We start from the raw sequence: 15,378 nt of genomic DNA on the forward strand, positions 1-15,378 counted from the left end.
ACGGGCGACGACCCTACCGCGCGCCGATGCGGCGCCGCGGTCACCTCCGGCACCGGAGGACGACCGTGCCGCGCTCCGTGGCGGAGCAGCGTGCCCGGCGGCTAGCGGACCACCGCGACCGGGCCGTGGGCGCCGTGGAGGACCGACTGGCTCACCGAACCCAGCAGCAGGCCCGTGAAGCCTCCTCTGCCCCGGGAGCCGACGACGATCAGGTCTGTGGGGGTGGCGGTCTCCAGCAGGGCGGCGGCCGGGTGGGAGCGGACCGTGCGGACGTTGACCAGCACGCCGGGGTAGCGCTCCCGCGGGGCGGCGATGGCCTCCTCCAGGGTCTGCCGGGCGGACTCGGCGACGGGGTCCTCGTCGAAGACCTCGGCGGGCAGCGGTCCCATCGTCAGGGCGAAGGCCGTGATGGGCTGCCAGGCGCACACCGCCACCAGTTCGGTGCCGCGCCGGGCGGCCTCGGCGAAGGCGAACTCGACGGCGTTCTCGCTGGCGGACGAGCCGTCGATGCCGACCACGACACGCTCCCGCGTTCCCGCCGCGACCTCGTGCCGCTTGGGCAGCACCACCACCGGCACCGGCGAGTGCGCGGCCAGTTCCACCCCCACCGATCCGGCGAAGGCCGACGCGAGGGTGCCGCGTCCCCGCGAGCCGACGACGACCACCGCCGCCCCCGGCTCCTCGGCGGCCTCCAGCAGGGCCTCGGCCGGACTGCGCAGCACCAGCCGGGACCGCACCTCCAACTCCGGGTAGAGCCGCCCGACCCACCGCTCGGCGTAGTCCAGCAGTGCCTGGCCCTCCCTGAACTGCGGCGACTCCTCGACGTCCGCGGGGGCGACCGGACCGGCGAACGGATCCTGCGGATCGGCGATCTCCAGGGCCGTGACGATCCACAGCCCCGCACCGCGTGAGCGCGCCTCCCGAGCCGACCATTCGAGCGCGTGCCTACTGGAGTCGGAACCGTCGACCCCGACGACGACCCAGCCCGGCCCACTGTGTTCCATGTGCTTTTACCTCACTTTCGCCGTGCCACGTCAGTGCTGTTACCCGAGGGGCGGCGTTTCAGAGGCGGCCCCGCGGCCCGGGAACGGAGCGGTCGCGCACCAGCCGACCGAAGCCCCCACCGGGGCTGAGGCCGCAGGACCCCCTGGGGTGGAGATCACCTGAAGCCCCCGCCGGGGCGCGGTTCAGCCGGTCAGCGGCTCCGGCAGCGGTTCGGCGTGGACCACGGTCATGCGGGAGACCGCGCGGGTGAGCACCACGTAGAGGCGGTGCAGGCCGCGCGGTTCGGCCGCGACGACGGCGGCCGGCTCGACCACGACCACCGCGTCGAACTCCAGTCCCTTGGCCAGGCTCGCGGGCACGCACACCAGGCGGGCGGCCGCCATCGCCTCCTCGGTCTCGCCCAGGAGCGCGGCGGGCAGTCCGTCCCCGACCGCGGCCCGGTGCAGGTCGGCGACCGCGGCGTCGGCCGCGATCAGCCCGACCGATCCCTCCCGCGCCAGTTCGGTGCGGCACGCCCGCAGCACCGTGCCGGTGAGGTCGGCCCTCTCGGTCGGGAGCAGGGTGAGCGATCCGGGAGCCTGCCGGAAGGCGACCGGTCTGGCCAGGCCGGGGGCGGTCCGCGGCAGCAGCCGGGCCGCGAAGTCGATGATCTGCGCCGGGACCCGGTACCCCCGGACCAGTTCGCTGAGCCGGGCGTCGGGTGTGCCGAGGTGGGTCAGGAGCGTCTCCCAGTCCTCGACCGCCCCCGGGACGGTCCCCTGGGCGAGGTCGCCCAGCACCGTCACCGAGCCGCCCGCCACGCGCCGCCCGATCGCGCGGCACTGCATGGGCGTGAGGTCCTGGGCCTCGTCGACGACAACGTGGCCCAGCGAGGCGGGGCGCTCCACCAGTCCGGCGGTCTCGTCGATCAGGGCCAGGTCGGACAGCGACCACCGGGCCGAGCCCGGACCGCGCGGCCGTCCGGGCAGCATGACGGCGGCCTGCTCGTCGGGGGTCAGCAACCCGTCCGCGGCCTCGGCCATCCGGTCGGGGTCGGTGAGCAGTTCCAGCACCTGGCGGACCGGTTCCACCCGGGGCCACATCTGCTGGACGGCGGCGCGCACCGCGCGGTCGCGGCGCACCCGGTCGTGGGTGCGGTCGTCGCACACCTGCCCGGCCCCCTCCATGAGGACGAGCACGGCGTGCGCGAGCCGGTGCGCCAGCAGCTCCCGGCCCGCCCCGTAGGAGACGCCGCGACCACGCAGTTCGGCGACGATCTCCGCCATCTCGTCGGGGTACAGCCGCCAGCGGCGCGATCCCTGCCGCACCAGCAGCGGTTCGACCGGTTCGCGCAGTCGCGACCACAGGTCCCGGCGGATCACCTCGGCCATCCGGGCGTCGCCCTTGACCAGGGCGGCCTCCGAGGGCTCCGCGCGCCGCACCGGCACCGCGCCGAGCAGGTCGGCCACGGTCGTCTGGCGTACGTCGACCTCACCGAGCGCGGGAAGCACGTTGCGGATGTAGGAGAGGAACGAGCGGTTCGGTCCCACGATGGCGACTCCGCCGCGGCGCTCCAGTCGCTCGCGTTCGGCGTACAGCAGGTAGGCGACGCGGTGCAGGCCCACCGCGGTCTTGCCGGTGCCGGGCGCCCCCTGCACGCACAGCGACCGCTCCAGCGGTGCGCGCACGAGGTCGTCCTGTTCGGGCTGGATGGTGGCGACGATGTCGCGCATGGGGCCGGAGCGGGGGCGTTCGATCTCCTCGGCGAGGAGGCTGCCGCCGCCGGCGCCGGACGCCTCCCGGGTGAGGGGTTCGTCCTCGAAGGCGGTGAGTTCGGCGGTGGGGGAGAAGCCGTAGCGGCGGCGCAGCCGCGCCCCCATGGGGGTGTCGGGGGTGGCCCGGTAGAAGGCGGTGGAGACGGGGGCGCGCCAGTCCAGGACCATCGGGTCGCCATCGCGGTCGTGGACGTGGCGGCGGCCGACGTAGACCCGGTCGGCGTCGGGGGTGCGGGTGGCGGTGGGCGCCTCTCCCGGGACCGCCTCGTAGACCGCTCCGGGCGGGTAGTCCATGCGGCCGAAGAAGAGCGGCACGTCCGGCAGGTCGACGAGCGCTTCGGCGCGTGCGGCGCGGGCTTGGCGCAGCACCTCGTTGGTGACCTTGTCGGCGACGGCGTCGCCCAGAGAGGTCTCGGTGGACAGGACGTCCTCGCGCATGCGGCGCAGTGCGTCGCGGGAGGCGGCGAGGTGGGCGCGCTCGGCGCGGAGTTCGGCGTCGGGAGACGCGTCGCGGGCACGGCCGGGGTCGGCAACGGGCATGGCGGCACCTTGGTTCGGCGGGACGGTGGAAGGCGGCGGTGCGCGGGTCCCGCCCCGGGGTGCCGGTTCGTGCCGATCCTCAACGCGGACGTGTGCCGCCCGAACGAGCCAAGAAATCTATCCCAGGTCCCGGGAGGAAACAAGGGAGTTCTCGGGATGGTCGGAGGAGCGCCCTTCACATACAATCTTCCTAGGAAGATTTTTTCAGGATAGATTTCGGGTGTTGTGCGCATCCGCCGAAGGAGGGTTCATGGCAACCGAGGAAGTCCAGGAGCGGCTGCCCGTGCTCTACTTCGGCCACGGGGCGCCTCCGCTGGCCGACGACGCGCTGTGGACCGGCCAGTTCGCCTCCTGGGCCGCGGAGCTGCCGCGCCCCCGGGCGGTCCTCATCGTCTCCGCGCACTGGGAGTCCGCCCCGGTCACCATCGGCGCGACCACCACGGTCCCCCTGGTCCACGACTTCTGGGGCTTCCCCGAGCGGTACTACCGGGTCACCTACCCCGCCCCCGGAGCGCCCCGGCTCGCCGAGTCGGTGCGTGGACTGCTCGGAGGTTCCGGCGTTCCGGTCGCCGACGAGCCCGCCCGCGGCCTCGACCACGGCGCCTACGTGCCGCTCAAGGAGATGTACCCCGACGCCGACGTGCCGGTGCTGCAGATCTCCATGCCCACCCTCGACCCCCGGCGGTTGTTCGACCTGGGTCGCCGCCTGGCCCCGCTGCGCGACGAGGGTGTGCTCGTCATGGGCAGCGGCTTCCTCACCCACAACCTGTCCTGCGTCGACATGAGCCTCGGCGCCGACCGCGAGCCGCCGTCCTGGTCGGCCGAGTTCGACGACTGGGCCAACCGCGCCGCCCAGGCCGGGGACATCGACGCCCTGCTGGACTGGCGGGCCAAGGCGCCGGCCGCCGCCGTCGCGCACCCGCGCAGCGAGCACCTGGCCCCGCTGTTCGTCGCCCTGGGCGCGGGCGGCGAGACCACCGAGACCGCCCGCAGCGTCATCGACGGCTTCTGGTACGGCCTGGCCAAGCGCGCCTTCCAGTTCGACTGACGCCGACGGGCCGACCGCGCCGCCACGGGCCGCGAGACGCACCCGGGCGGTCTTCGGCGTCAGGACCGGCGCGAGGTCAGTTCTGTTCTTCGATGCCTCCGGCGAGGAGGGGTTCCATGAGCAGGGTGGGGTGGTCGCGTTGGATGACCTTGAGGCGCCACTTGTTGTGGACCAGGACCAGCAGCGCGTTGTCGGAGCGGCGGGTCAGGACCTCCGCGCCCGACAGGCCGTGCAGGACGGGGGCGGAGTCGGGGTCGGTGCGTCGGGCCACGCCGTAGTCCAGGTGCGCCAGTTCCACCGGGGCGCGGAACTCGTGTTCCATGCGGTGGCGTACCACGTCGAACTGCAGTGGGCCGACCGCGGCCAGTACCGGGGCCTGTTCGCCGCGCACGTCGGAGACCAGCACCTGGACCACGCCTTCGGAGTCGAGTTGGGCGATGCCGCGGCGGAACTGCTTGTAGCGGCCCGAGTCCAGGGCGCGGGCCACCGCGAAGTGCTCGGGCGCGAAGCTGGGAATGGGGGGAAACTCCACCTTCGGCCCGTCGTAGAGGGTGTCGCCCACCCGCAGGGCTTGGGCGTTGACCAGCGCGATCACGTCTCCGGGATAGGCGGTGTCCACCGTGTGGCGCTCGCTGCCGAACACCGCCTGGGTGTACTTGGTGGCGAACGGGCGGCCCGTGGCGGCGTGGGTGAGGACCATGCCCCGGTCGAAGCGGCCGGAGCAGACGCGTACGAACGCCATCCGGTCGCGGTGCTGCTTGTCCATGTTGGCCTGCATCTTGAACACGAATCCGGCGAACGGCGCCTCCACCGGGCGGGGCGCGCCGGTGGTGTCGGTGCGCGCCGAGGGCGCGGGGGCCAGGTCGATGAGGGTGCGCAGCAGGTGGGACACCCCGAAGTTGGGCAGGGCGGCGCCGAACAGCACGGGCGAGGACCTGCCCGCCAGGAACGACGCCTCGTCGAAGTCGGCGCCGATCTCGTCCAGCAGGTCGAGTTCCTCGGTGGCCTGGTGCCAGGCGGGGCCTTCCAGTTCGGCGGCCGCGGCGTGGTCGAGGGTCTGCTCCAGGGCGCGGGTGGCGCCGCCGGGGGTGCGGTGCAGTCGGGTGTAGGTGTTGTCGCGGGTGCGGTCGATCAGGCCGCGGAAGTCTCCGGCGATGCCCACCGGCCAGTTCAGGGGGGTGGGGCGCAGTCCGATGCGCTGCTCGATCTCGTCGAGCAGTTCCAGGGGTTCGCGGCCGGGCCGGTCCCATTTGTTGACGAACGTGATGACCGGGATGTTGCGGTTGCGGGCCACGTCGAACAGTTTCAGGGTCTGGGGTTCCAGGCCCTTGGCCGAGTCCAGCAGCATCACCGCGCAGTCCACCGCGGCCAGTACCCGGTAGGTGTCCTCGGAGAAGTCGGCGTGGCCGGGGGTGTCCAGCAGGTTGAGTACCCGGTCGTCGTAGTCGATGCGCAGTGCGGCGGAGGTGATGGAGATGCCGCGGGCCTGTTCCATGTCCATCCAGTCCGAGGTCACGCCCCGCCGGTCGCCCTTGCCGTGCACGGCTCCGGCCGAGGTGATCGCCGCCGCGTGCAGGGCCAGGGCCTCGGTCAACGTCGACTTGCCCGCGTCCGGATGCGAGATCACCGCGAACGTACGCCGCCGCCCCGCCTCGCCCGTGACATCGTTCCTGCTGGCCGAGGTATGCGCTGCGACAGACACCAGATCCTTCTCCCCGTCGGTTCCCCGAGCGAGGCTACCTCACCCGCCCTGAGCAGCACGCCTTGACGAAACAGCCCGGCAGACGGTTCACTCACAACCGACTAGTCGGTATCCGGGTGTGTTGGAGGCGAGTGAGCGGTGAGAGCGCTGCGGGTGCATGAACTGGGCGAACCCAAGGACGTGCTGCGCCTTGAGGAGGTGCCCGTCCCCGAGCCCGGCCCCGGACAGGTCGTGGTCCGGGTGCGGGCGACAGCGGTCAACTTCCCCGACGCGCTCCTGTGCCGCGGCCTCTACCAGGAGAAGCCGCCGCTGCCCTTCAGCCCCGGTGTGGAACTGTGCGGCGAGGTCGCCGCGCTGGGCGAGGGCGTCACCACGGTGGCCGAGGGCGACCGCGTGATCGGAGCCCCGGTGCTGCCCCTGGGGTCCTTCGCCGAGTACGCGCCCATGGACATCGGCCGCGTGTTCCCGGCGCCGCCCGCGCTCACCGACGAGGAGGCCGCGGCGCTGTTCATCGGCTACCAGACCGGCTGGTTCGCGCTGCACCGCAGGGCCGCGCTGCGCGAGGGCGAGACCGTCCTGGTGCACGCCGCCGCGGGCGGGGTCGGCAGCGCCGCGATCCAGTTGGCCAAGGCCGCCGGCGCGCGGGTGATCGGAGTCGTCGGCGGGCGGGCCAAGGCCGAGTACGCCCGGAGACTCGGCGCCGACATCGTCGTCGACCGGCACACCGAGGACTTCGTGACCGTGGTCAAGGAGGCCACCGACGGGCGGGGCGCCGACGTCATCTACGACCCCGTGGGCGGCGACTCCTACACCCGCTCCACCAAGTGCGTGGCCTTCGAGGGACGCATCCTGATCATCGGCTTCGCCAGCGGCACCATTCCCACGCCCGGCCTCAACCACGCGCTGATCAAGAACTACTCGCTGCTCGGGCTGCACTGGGGCCTCTACAACAAGCGCGACCCCGCGCTGGTGGCCGAGTGCCACGAGGAACTCACCGCCCTGGCCGACCGGGGACTGATCAAGCCCGCGGTCAGCGAGACCCTCAGCCTGGAGGAGCTGCCCGACGGGGTGCAGCGCCTCGCGGACGGAAGCACCGTGGGACGCCTGGTGGCCACGCCTCTCGCGGGCCACTGACCGGCAGCCGCTCCTCCCCACCCTCCCCCAACCGCGGCGGCCCGCTTCCGGCCGCCACTTCCCCAGCGGCCCCGGTTCCGGGGCCGCGAAGCACTGACCTGTGGGCGGACCACAGGGGTCACAAGAGAGGACAACCCATGGGGAGACCGTTCACCTTCCCCGATCGGACGATCGTCGTCACAGGGGGCGCGAACGGCATCGGCTACGCGCTCGCGGAACGCTTCCTCGCAGAGGGGGCGGCGCGTGTGGTGATCGCCGATCTGGACGGGGAGCGCGCCGAGGCCGCAGCGGCCGAGCTGGGCGAGCGGGCCCGGGGACACGCGCTGGACGTCACCGACGCCGAGGCCGTGGCCACCCTGATCAAGGAAGTCGAACAGGACAGCCCCATCGACCTGTGGTGCTCCAACGCGGGCGTCGGCACCGGCGGCGGGCTCGGCACGGACGCCGAGTGGGACACCACCTGGCGGGTCCACGTCCAGGCGCACGTCCACGTCGCCCGCCTGCTGCTGCCCCGCATGATCGAGCGCGGCGGCGGCCACCTGCTCATCACCGCCTCGGCGGCCGGCCTGCTCACCAACATCGACTCGGCCCCCTACTCGGTGACCAAGCACGGCGCGGTCGCCCTCGCCGAATGGCTCGCGATCCGGCACGGGGAGGAGGGAATCGACGTCTCCTGCCTGTGCCCCCTCGGCGTCAACACCGACATGACCGCCGGAGACGGACCCGACGCCGCCACCCGCCTGGGCGGCGACTACATCGAACCCTCCGACGTGGCCGACTCCGTGGTCGAGGCGCTGACCGAGGGCCGCTTCCTCATCCTGCCGCACCCCCAGGCCGCGGTCATGGAGCAGCGCCGCGCCTCCGACCGCGACCGCTGGCTCTCGGGCATGCGCCGGGCCAGGGCCCGCCTGAAGAGTGGAAACTGAGACCACAACCCCCGATCACGGGAGGAACCTCCACGGGGGAGGCCGCGTCGAAACCGGCACAGACCAAGCCCCCGTGTGAGGAACCCCATGAAGTTCTCCTTCCGTACCGGCACCCGCCACAGCGGCGAACACACCGGCCCCGCCGTCATGGGCGGGTTCGGTGCGGTCCTGCTCCTCCTCGGCGTGATCTTCGTGCTCATCGGCAATGCGGACTACACCGACCACACCGGCCGCGCCGAGGCGGTCGTCGTCGAACGTGACGTCGACCACAGAAAGACGTCGACCGGGAGCAGCAGTAGCGACGTCGACGTCTACGTCAGCTATCGGACAGAGGACGGCACGCAGATCGAGCACGCGCCCCTGAGCGGGCTCAACCCGTCCGACTACGACGAGGGCGAACGGCTCCAGGTCGCCTACCACCCCGACCGGCCGGGCGCCCCCGTCACCGCGCAGAGCACCGAACCCGGCGCGTTCCTCATCTTCCGCTACCTGGGAATCGCGGCGGCGGTGGTCGGGGCCGCCCTCGCCGCGGGCGCCGGAATTCTGCTGTGGCGGCGCCGGTCCTGACTGGGGTGTGGGGTATTCCACCCCGGCCGTCCGGGGGGCGGTGGAATGCCTCGGCCTCGCCGGGAGTGGCGGCGGAACCGCATCCGCTGCGGAATCCGACCAGCAAACCTCGATGAGGTGAACCTTTTGGCGGGGGCGGGCGTCTCACAGGGTGTCGCCCCCGCCCATCTGCCGCGGTCACCGGATTCCTTCGTTGGTGTAACGGGTCCCAGACCGGCACGTTCGATATGTTCCTGTACCGGGGCACGACGATGGAGACCGAGGCGGCGCGCACCGGTGCGCCGCCCTCCCGTTTTCCATGCGGTGGCCCTGAACGCCTTCTCGGGTTCCGGACAGGTTTACAACAGATCGCAAAAGGCCGATTGTGGCCAGTCGTGCCGAACAGACAGGCTGCACAGCGCCGGAAAAGGTGGGATCGGTTTGTTGACAGCGTGCTCGCCCGATGGCTGCGCGCCCTTTGTCTGCGCAGTTCAACAAGGGTTTACTGGATGTTGGGAGAGAGGGGACGGTGGTCTTTCCCCGTGGCCCGCAACGGCGATCCCGACTTCTGCAAATCACCGGAATCCGCAATTCCGGACAGGTATGATTTCAACCGTCGGTGAGCACGTCCTCCCATCGTCCAGTGCCCCTCTCAACGAAGTGTCGACCCAGGTCGGCCATGCTCCGCCTGCCCGAGATCCGGGGAGGCGCGTGTACCGTACGCGGACAGGTTCGCAGCAGTGACGGCCACAGCGTTTCGGTCCCCCGACAGCGGTGTGTTCCCGCGCGTGCCGTTCCTGGCCGCCCGATCCGGACCGGAGGTGTCATGAGCGGCAGTGACATCCCGCGGTCCGGAGCGGAACTCGTGACCATCGTCATCGCTCCCGACGACATGAGCGCCGAGGTCCTCATCCAGGGCGGACGACAGGTGGTCCACGGCGCCGACGCCAAGGCCACCCGCCGTGCCGCGCTCGACTACGTCGCGGGATACGCCACCCACGTCGGCCGTCCCGTGCTCGTCGAGGCACGCGACGCGTTCGGTACCCACCGACTGGAGGCGCTGCCGGGCGGCGTCATCCGGGGAGTCACCGAGACCTCGCCCCCGGCCTCCGCCGGCAGGACACAGCGGTGGAAGAGGGGGCGCGGGGTGTTCGTCCTCGCCGCCGCGGTCCTGCTCGTGGTCGTCCTGGTCTCGGTCGCCGGGGTCGTCGTCTTCCGGCTCGGGGCCGACTCCCCGATGGTCGGGGGCGAGGTGGCCGAGACGGTCGAGACCGTTCCCTTCGAGGCCAGGCCCGCCCCTCCCGGGTTCTCCGCCGAGGCGGTCTGGCGGATTCCGGTCACCGACGGCACCCGCCCGGCCGTCGCCGACGACGGCACCCGGGTCGCGTTCATCGGCGCCGACGGGAAACTCGCGGTGGCCGGTCCCGAGGGCGGGCGGCTGTGGGAGGCCGAACTCCCGCTGGACCCCACCGAGATCCAGGGACCGGTGCGTTTCGTCGCGGAGAACGAGGAACTCCGGGTGGCGGTCGCGGGACCCTCCACGCTGTGGATCTGGCCCGCCGACGGCGGCGAACCCGAGGAGTACCCGCTGCCCGGGAACGGCCTGGTCACCTTCGCCGGTACGGCCCCGCTGGTCACCACCGACGACGGGGAGGCCATGGTGCCCCGGGACGGGGAACTGGCCGAGGTCGAGGTGCCCGACGGTTCCGGAGGGATGCTCGTCCACGAGTCCGAGGTGCTCCTGGCCGCGGCCGACGGCCCCTGGTACTGGACCGCTCCCGGAGCGGAGCCCGAGGAGGTCCCCATCGAGGAGCCGGAGGGCTCCGACGGGTTGGACCGGGTGATCACCGCCTCCGAGAGGTACGTCATCGTGCGGTGGCAGAGCGGTGCGGACGACCTGGTCGTCCTGGCCGTCCACGACTCCCGCGACGGTTCGGTCTTCGCGGCGACGGAGATCACGGCGGGAGAGCTCGCCGACGCCACCTGGATCGAAGGAGAGACGGTGGCCGCCTACGGGCCGATCCTGGTCGACCTGGAGTCGGGGCAGACCCGGGTGCTGTCCGGGTTCGCTCCGCTCAGCGCCACCGGCGACGTGGTCTACGGGGAACTGGACGACCGCCAGGTCGCCGTGGACGCCACGGGAGAGACCACCAACATGGAGCCGGACACCGCCCGTCCGTGGGGCCTGCTCGACGGCAACGCGGTGGTTCTGGCAGACGCCAACCTCTACGCCCTTCTACCGGGCTAACCCCCCAAATCAGTGAGGAGACGCATGTCCTACACAGCACGCGCCATCGGCGTGACGGCCGCGGGTCTGCTGGCCTTCGGCTTCACCTCGGCCCCGGCCGCGGCCGAGGAGGTGACGGCCGACCTCTCCGCGGAGGCCCTCGGGATCGAGTTCCAGGCCAGCATCGCCGCCGCCTCCAACGACGAGAACCCGGAGCCGGAGCCGAACCCCGAGCCGGAGCCCGAGCCGGAGCCGGAGCCGAACCCCGAGCCGGAGCCCGAACCGGAGCCGGAGCCCGAGCCCGAACCGAACCCCGAGCCGGAGCCGGAGCCCGAACCGGAGCCGGAGCCCGAGCCCGAACCGGAGCCGGAGCCCGAACCGGAGCCGGAGCCCGAGCCGGAGCCCGAACCGGAGCCCGAGCCCGAGCCCGAGCCCGGTGAGAACCCGGGCAACAGCCCCACCCCGGAGCCGGGAAACGGTGAAGACCCGGACGACAAGAACCCGGGCAACAGTGGCGACAACGGCGGTGGCAACAACGGGGGCGGCGACAACGGCGGCGATGACACCGACGGTGACACCGACGGCGGCAGTGGCGGCAGCGGTGACGACGACGGCGAGAACGACGAGGCCGACGAGGAGCTGCCGGTGACCGGTATCGACCTCAGCGGCTTCGTGCTGGGCGCCTCGGTCATCACCGGGATCGGCGCGATCACGGTCTTCGCGACCCGCCGCCCGGTCCAGGCGCGCAACTGACCGTTGACCGCCTCCGGTCAGCGATAACCGGAAGGTGACCCGGGAGCCCCCGCGTGGCAGCGACCACGCGGGGGCTTCGTCTTTTCCGCACCAGGCCGGCGGTGATCCCCGCTATCGGGGTGGGGGCCATTCGGGGTGGGTGGGGGGTGGGGGCAGTGGTGTGGCTACGGGTTTGGGGGTGTGGGTGAGGGCTTCGGTGATCGATTGGGTGGGGGCGTGGAGGACCACGGTGTGGCCGTCGGGGTTGTCGGCGATGACGGCGCGGACGGTGTAGCCGTCCAGCGGATCGGTTCTTCTCAGAGCTGGAGGTTGAGGGGCGCCGAGGCCGGTGAGGAGGGTGTGGATCCGGTCGAGGTCGCGGAGTTGGGTGCGGCCGTGTTCGATGCGCGAGACGGTGGCCTGGGTGAGTCCGGTGAGGTGGGCGAGTTGTTCCTGGGTGATGGGGGTCAGCGTGCGGGCCTGGCGGATGAGGGTGGTGGTGTCGAGGCGGGCCACGGCCCGGACCACGACCGGATGCGTCCAGAACTCGGTGGGGAAGACCGGGTGGTGCGGGTTGAGTTCGCGGGCGGTGATGGCGGCCTTGAGGGCGGCGCGGGTGATCAGCGGTGCGGGCACGGGCGGCTTTCCGAGGGTTGGTGCGGGCGGACGGTCGCGGTCGGGTGGCGGGTGGCGGGTGGCGCTTCGGCCGCGAGGCGCGGCAGCCTGCCTCCTCCCCAGGGGGTGGGGGAGGGATGGGGACGTGCCCGTGGCCGGGGGGCAGAGCCCCGAGCGCACATGGCCTTTTCCGTCCCTCCGAAACCCGGGTCCTGGGTGGGGGTTGCCGGGTCTCCCGGCCGAAGCACGTCCCGCCGGGTGATCGCAGGCCCTCACCCCCGACCGGGGGTGCGGACAACGGGTGTTGAGATCGACGCCGGGGGCCGAGGATCGCGGAGAACCGGCCCCCGGCGTCAGGAAGCGTCACCGGGGTTGGGGCCAGGCGAGCAGGAAGTACACGCCGTTCTCCCACGGGGAGAGGGTTCCCCACTTGGTGGCGAGCTGGTCGACGAGGAACAGGCCCCGGCCGGACTCGCAGAACGGGTGGGCGTCCACGAGGTGCGGCACCGCGTGGGGCAGCCGGACGGGCTCGGTGTGGACCTCGCCGCGCACGCCGTGTTCGTCCACCCGTATCCACACGGTGAAGGTCTGCCCGGGGTCGCCGGAGCGGGTGTGCCGCAGGGCGTTCGTGCAGAGTTCTGAGGTGATCAGCTCGGCCCGGTCCACCACCTCGGCCGGGGCGGTGGAGTGCGGGCACAACCGGATCGCACCGGTGACGAACCGGCGGGCGGCGGCCACACTGTGAGGCAGGCCGGGAAAGGCCGCGAAGCTCACGCTCATCGCGCCGCTCCCGCCGCGTGGGCGCGGACCGGTCCCCGGAGTTGGCCGTAGTAGCCGCGCACGGGGTGCGGGGGTTCGTAGGTGGTCAGGATGTGGTCGAGCAGGTCGAGGTCGCTGACGGCCACCACGTGCCCGGTGACCCGGTTGCGCGCCCGATAGGGAGAGGCCGAACCGTACTCGTAGGTGGTCTCCCACCGGGCCGAGTGCGCCTCGGCGCACGCCGCGAACGCCGCATAGTCCGGGATACGGGGCGGGATAGCCCGCGCCTGGCGGGGAGGCGGCGCGGCGTGCCGGGGCCGGTGGACCACCGGCCGCCGCCGAGGCGAGGGGGAGGCGGGAACGGGGCGGAAGGCTGCCAGCAGCAGCACGGCGATTCCGAGAAGGAGGCCCGTCACCCCGAAGGGGGAGCGTCGCGTGGCGGGCGCGCGCTTGATCGCCGTGGGGAGGGTCGCGGAGGGCGCGTTCACCGGGACACCGCCTTTCCGGCCGGAGCGGACTGCGCGGCCTGGGCAGAGAGGACGTAGGGGCGGACGCGGGCGCTTCGCCGCAATCCGGGCACGGGCGGGGCAGTAGCCTTACTCATGAGTCACCACCTGGTTTCGGCAGGTTGGGGGCTAAGGCCCTGATCCGGTGTTGGCGCACCGGGTCAGGGCCGCTTCTGTGTACTGAACAGCGCTACATGCAGCCTTGGGGCTGGCACTATCAATGCGGTGAGCGGGGTTCGCTCTCCGGATTCACTATAGGCTAGGTTGCCTAGCCATGCTAGGCATCCTGATGGAATCCGGCGTGCTTTTTCTAGCCTGGCTAGGCAAGCTCTCTAAGCTGGCTTCATGGCCATCGACCCCGAAGACCCCCGCCCGCCGTTCCAACAGGTCGCCGGCGCACTGCGTGCTGCCATCCTCACCCGCAAACTCCACCCCGGAGACAAACTCCCCTCCGGAGCCGAACTGGCGAAGACCTACGGAGTGGCGCGGATGACCGTGCAACAGGCCATCCGCATCCTCCGTGACGAGGGTCTGGTCATCTCCCAGCAGGGACGCGGAGTATATGTACGCGAGCGCGTTTCCCGCCCAGTCGGTCTGCGTCCCCACATCGAACGCGCCTTCGCCAGCGAGACCGTCACCATCGACTTCGCCGGTCTGTCCGCCGAAACGCTCCACGGCGCGTTACAGGAACCGCTGGACAAGGTCCGCCACGGACGGCTAACCCCCAAGAGCATCCGAATCCGCATCCTCGTTCCCGACACCTCGGTGCCGATGGCTGTCCCCACACGGGGTGACACCAGCGCAGACGATCCCGAGATTCGTAAGCGAATGCACCGGATCATCCTGCGCTACACCCAGGCCATCGAGGATGTCGTCGGTGAGCTGGAGACACTGGGACTGGTGGAGAGCGCCACTGTGGAGACCCGCGTCTATCCAACTTCGCCGGGTTTCAAGCTCTACGTCATCAACCAGAAGGAAGTGTTCTTCGGTTTCTATCCGATCACCCAGAACACCGTCACCATCAACCAGGAGAAGATCGACATTTACGACCTCATGGGCCGCGACGCTGTCCTCTTCCATCACAGCCACGACGAAGATCCCGAGTCTGTTGCTTCGCAGTACGTGGCGCAGGCACGGCTGTGGTTCGACAGCGTCTGGGGCACGATCGCCAGAGGACGCCCGGAATGACCCGTATCGACCTGTGTGCTCTGCTCCGCCGGACCCGCGTGGTGCTGCTCGACTTCGACGGTCCGGTCTGCGACGTCTTCTCCGCCTACCCCGCACCCCGGGTCGCCGCGGACCTGTGCGACCACCTCGACACCCACGCGATCCCCGTGCCGTCGGAGCTGCGAAACCTGGACGATCCGCTGGCGCTGCTGCGCCGACTCCACCGCCGCGCTCCCGAGCACCACCCCACGGCCGAGGCGTTCCTCGCCGGGGCCGAGATCCGCGCCGCCTCCTGCGCCACTCCCACACCCGGAGCGGTGGAGGTCCTGACCGCCTGCGCCCGCCAGGCGCGCCCGGTCGCCGTCGTCAGCAACAACTCCCCTGAAGCCATCCGCGCCTTCCTCACCAAGCACGGCCTGGAGAAGCTGGTCACCGGGGTCTTCGGACGCGACAAGACCACCCCGGACCGGTTGAAGCCCGACCCGCACCTGCTGGTCCTGGCGGCCACGGCACTGGACACACCTCATCGGGAGTGCCTGATGGTCGGCGACTCCACCACCGACATCCAGGCCGCCCACGCCCTGGACATGAGCGCGCTCGGCTACGCCAACCAACCAGGCAAACAGGCCGCGTTCGAGGAACTGGGCTGCCAGGCCGTCATCACCCACATGACCGACCTCGCCCACGCCCTACAGAACTGACCATGACGCTTCTTGA

The 15,378-nt window shown here is 71.6% G+C and carries 14 protein-coding genes; 8 read left to right on the plus strand and 6 right to left on the minus strand.

Annotation, left to right across the window (positions count from 1 at the left end; translation table 11 throughout):
* Positions 1 to 101 precede the first annotated feature (101 nt).
* On the minus strand, positions 102 to 1,004 hold the full coding sequence (locus NI17_RS22470) for a universal stress protein (protein WP_068690349.1): 903 nt from the start codon (positions 1,002 to 1,004) through the stop codon (positions 102 to 104).
* A gap of 183 nt (positions 1,005 to 1,187) precedes the next feature.
* Entirely contained in the window at positions 1,188 to 3,299 is a 2,112-nt protein-coding gene (locus NI17_RS22475) for a HelD family protein (RefSeq protein WP_119268057.1), read from the minus strand.
* Positions 3,300 to 3,549: 250 nt separating this feature from the next.
* Between NI17_RS22475 and NI17_RS22480 the strand changes: the two genes are divergently transcribed.
* Positions 3,550 to 4,347 (plus strand): dioxygenase family protein, encoded by a 798-nt coding sequence (locus NI17_RS22480; RefSeq protein WP_119268058.1) that lies wholly within the window; start codon positions 3,550 to 3,552, stop codon positions 4,345 to 4,347.
* Positions 4,348 to 4,423: 76 nt separating this feature from the next.
* Here NI17_RS22480 and NI17_RS22485 read toward each other — a convergent pair whose 3' ends face one another.
* Positions 4,424 to 6,052, minus strand: coding sequence for a peptide chain release factor 3 (locus NI17_RS22485; protein WP_119268059.1), 1,629 nt, complete (start codon positions 6,050 to 6,052; stop codon positions 4,424 to 4,426).
* A gap of 135 nt (positions 6,053 to 6,187) precedes the next feature.
* On the opposite strand from NI17_RS22485, the gene NI17_RS22490 reads away from it, so the two are divergent.
* From NI17_RS22490 to NI17_RS22510, 5 genes are all read left to right on the plus strand, one after another.
* On the plus strand, positions 6,188 to 7,183 hold the full coding sequence (locus tag NI17_RS22490; protein ID WP_068694133.1) for an NADPH:quinone oxidoreductase family protein: 996 nt from the start codon (positions 6,188 to 6,190) through the stop codon (positions 7,181 to 7,183).
* Between the two features lie 137 nt (positions 7,184 to 7,320).
* Positions 7,321 to 8,109 (plus strand): SDR family oxidoreductase, encoded by a 789-nt coding sequence (locus NI17_RS22495; protein WP_068694135.1) that lies wholly within the window; start codon positions 7,321 to 7,323, stop codon positions 8,107 to 8,109.
* Positions 8,110 to 8,196: 87 nt separating this feature from the next.
* Entirely contained in the window at positions 8,197 to 8,676 is a 480-nt protein-coding gene (locus tag NI17_RS22500) for a DUF3592 domain-containing protein (RefSeq protein ID WP_068694137.1), read from the plus strand.
* An 805-nt stretch (positions 8,677 to 9,481) separates the two neighbouring features.
* A complete protein-coding gene (locus NI17_RS22505; protein ID WP_068694139.1) occupies positions 9,482 to 10,903 on the plus strand; it encodes a hypothetical protein in 1,422 nt (473 codons plus the stop codon).
* Positions 10,904 to 10,927: 24 nt separating this feature from the next.
* Positions 10,928 to 11,635: a hypothetical protein gene (locus NI17_RS22510; protein WP_119268060.1), complete on the plus strand. Its 708-nt coding sequence runs from the start codon at positions 10,928 to 10,930 to the stop codon at positions 11,633 to 11,635.
* Between the two features lie 111 nt (positions 11,636 to 11,746).
* Here NI17_RS22510 and NI17_RS22515 read toward each other — a convergent pair whose 3' ends face one another.
* The 3 genes from NI17_RS22515 to NI17_RS22525 all read right to left on the minus strand — a co-directional run bounded on the left by NI17_RS22515 (position 11,747) and on the right by NI17_RS22525 (position 13,476).
* Positions 11,747 to 12,250: a helix-turn-helix domain-containing protein gene (locus tag NI17_RS22515; protein WP_243597567.1), complete on the minus strand. Its 504-nt coding sequence runs from the start codon at positions 12,248 to 12,250 to the stop codon at positions 11,747 to 11,749.
* Positions 12,251 to 12,592: 342 nt separating this feature from the next.
* Positions 12,593 to 13,009, minus strand: a complete 417-nt coding sequence (locus tag NI17_RS22520) for an ATP-binding protein (RefSeq protein ID WP_068694141.1) — start codon at positions 13,007 to 13,009, stop codon at positions 12,593 to 12,595.
* Positions 13,006 to 13,476: a hypothetical protein gene (locus NI17_RS22525; protein WP_234402168.1), complete on the minus strand. Its 471-nt coding sequence runs from the start codon at positions 13,474 to 13,476 to the stop codon at positions 13,006 to 13,008. The genes NI17_RS22520 and NI17_RS22525 overlap by 4 nt, the downstream gene beginning before the upstream one ends.
* 363 nt (positions 13,477 to 13,839) lie before the next feature.
* On the opposite strand from NI17_RS22525, the gene NI17_RS22530 reads away from it, so the two are divergent.
* Both NI17_RS22530 and NI17_RS22535 read left to right on the plus strand, forming a co-directional pair.
* Positions 13,840 to 14,682, plus strand: coding sequence for a GntR family transcriptional regulator (locus NI17_RS22530; protein ID WP_068694143.1), 843 nt, complete (start codon positions 13,840 to 13,842; stop codon positions 14,680 to 14,682).
* A complete protein-coding gene (locus NI17_RS22535; RefSeq protein ID WP_068694145.1) occupies positions 14,679 to 15,362 on the plus strand; it encodes an HAD family hydrolase in 684 nt (227 codons plus the stop codon). The genes NI17_RS22530 and NI17_RS22535 overlap by 4 nt, the downstream gene beginning before the upstream one ends.
* The last annotated feature ends 16 nt before the right edge of the window (positions 15,363 to 15,378 follow it).

The sequence above is a fragment of the Thermobifida halotolerans genome (assembly GCF_003574835.2).
In the GTDB taxonomy this organism is placed as follows: domain Bacteria; phylum Actinomycetota; class Actinomycetes; order Streptosporangiales; family Streptosporangiaceae; genus Thermobifida; species Thermobifida halotolerans.

Excerpts from the sequence above, each read along its gene's own strand:
- NI17_RS22495 (WP_068694135.1), top strand. The coding sequence starts at position 7,321 with ATGGGGAGACCGTTCACCTTCCCCGATCGGACGATCGTCGTCACAGGG.
- NI17_RS22505 (WP_068694139.1), top strand. The coding sequence starts at position 9,482 with ATGAGCGGCAGTGACATCCCGCGGTCCGGAGCGGAACTCGTGACCATC.
- NI17_RS22470 (WP_068690349.1), bottom strand. The coding sequence starts at position 1,004 with ATGGAACACAGTGGGCCGGGCTGGGTCGTCGTCGGGGTCGACGGTTCC.
- NI17_RS22475 (WP_119268057.1), bottom strand. The coding sequence starts at position 3,299 with ATGCCCGTTGCCGACCCCGGCCGTGCCCGCGACGCGTCTCCCGACGCC.
- NI17_RS22530 (WP_068694143.1), top strand. The coding sequence starts at position 13,840 with ATGGCCATCGACCCCGAAGACCCCCGCCCGCCGTTCCAACAGGTCGCC.
- NI17_RS22535 (WP_068694145.1), top strand. The coding sequence starts at position 14,679 with ATGACCCGTATCGACCTGTGTGCTCTGCTCCGCCGGACCCGCGTGGTG.
- NI17_RS22520 (WP_068694141.1), bottom strand. The coding sequence starts at position 13,009 with ATGAGCGTGAGCTTCGCGGCCTTTCCCGGCCTGCCTCACAGTGTGGCC.
- NI17_RS22480 (WP_119268058.1), top strand. The coding sequence starts at position 3,550 with ATGGCAACCGAGGAAGTCCAGGAGCGGCTGCCCGTGCTCTACTTCGGC.
- NI17_RS22510 (WP_119268060.1), top strand. The coding sequence starts at position 10,928 with ATGTCCTACACAGCACGCGCCATCGGCGTGACGGCCGCGGGTCTGCTG.
- NI17_RS22500 (WP_068694137.1), top strand. The coding sequence starts at position 8,197 with ATGAAGTTCTCCTTCCGTACCGGCACCCGCCACAGCGGCGAACACACC.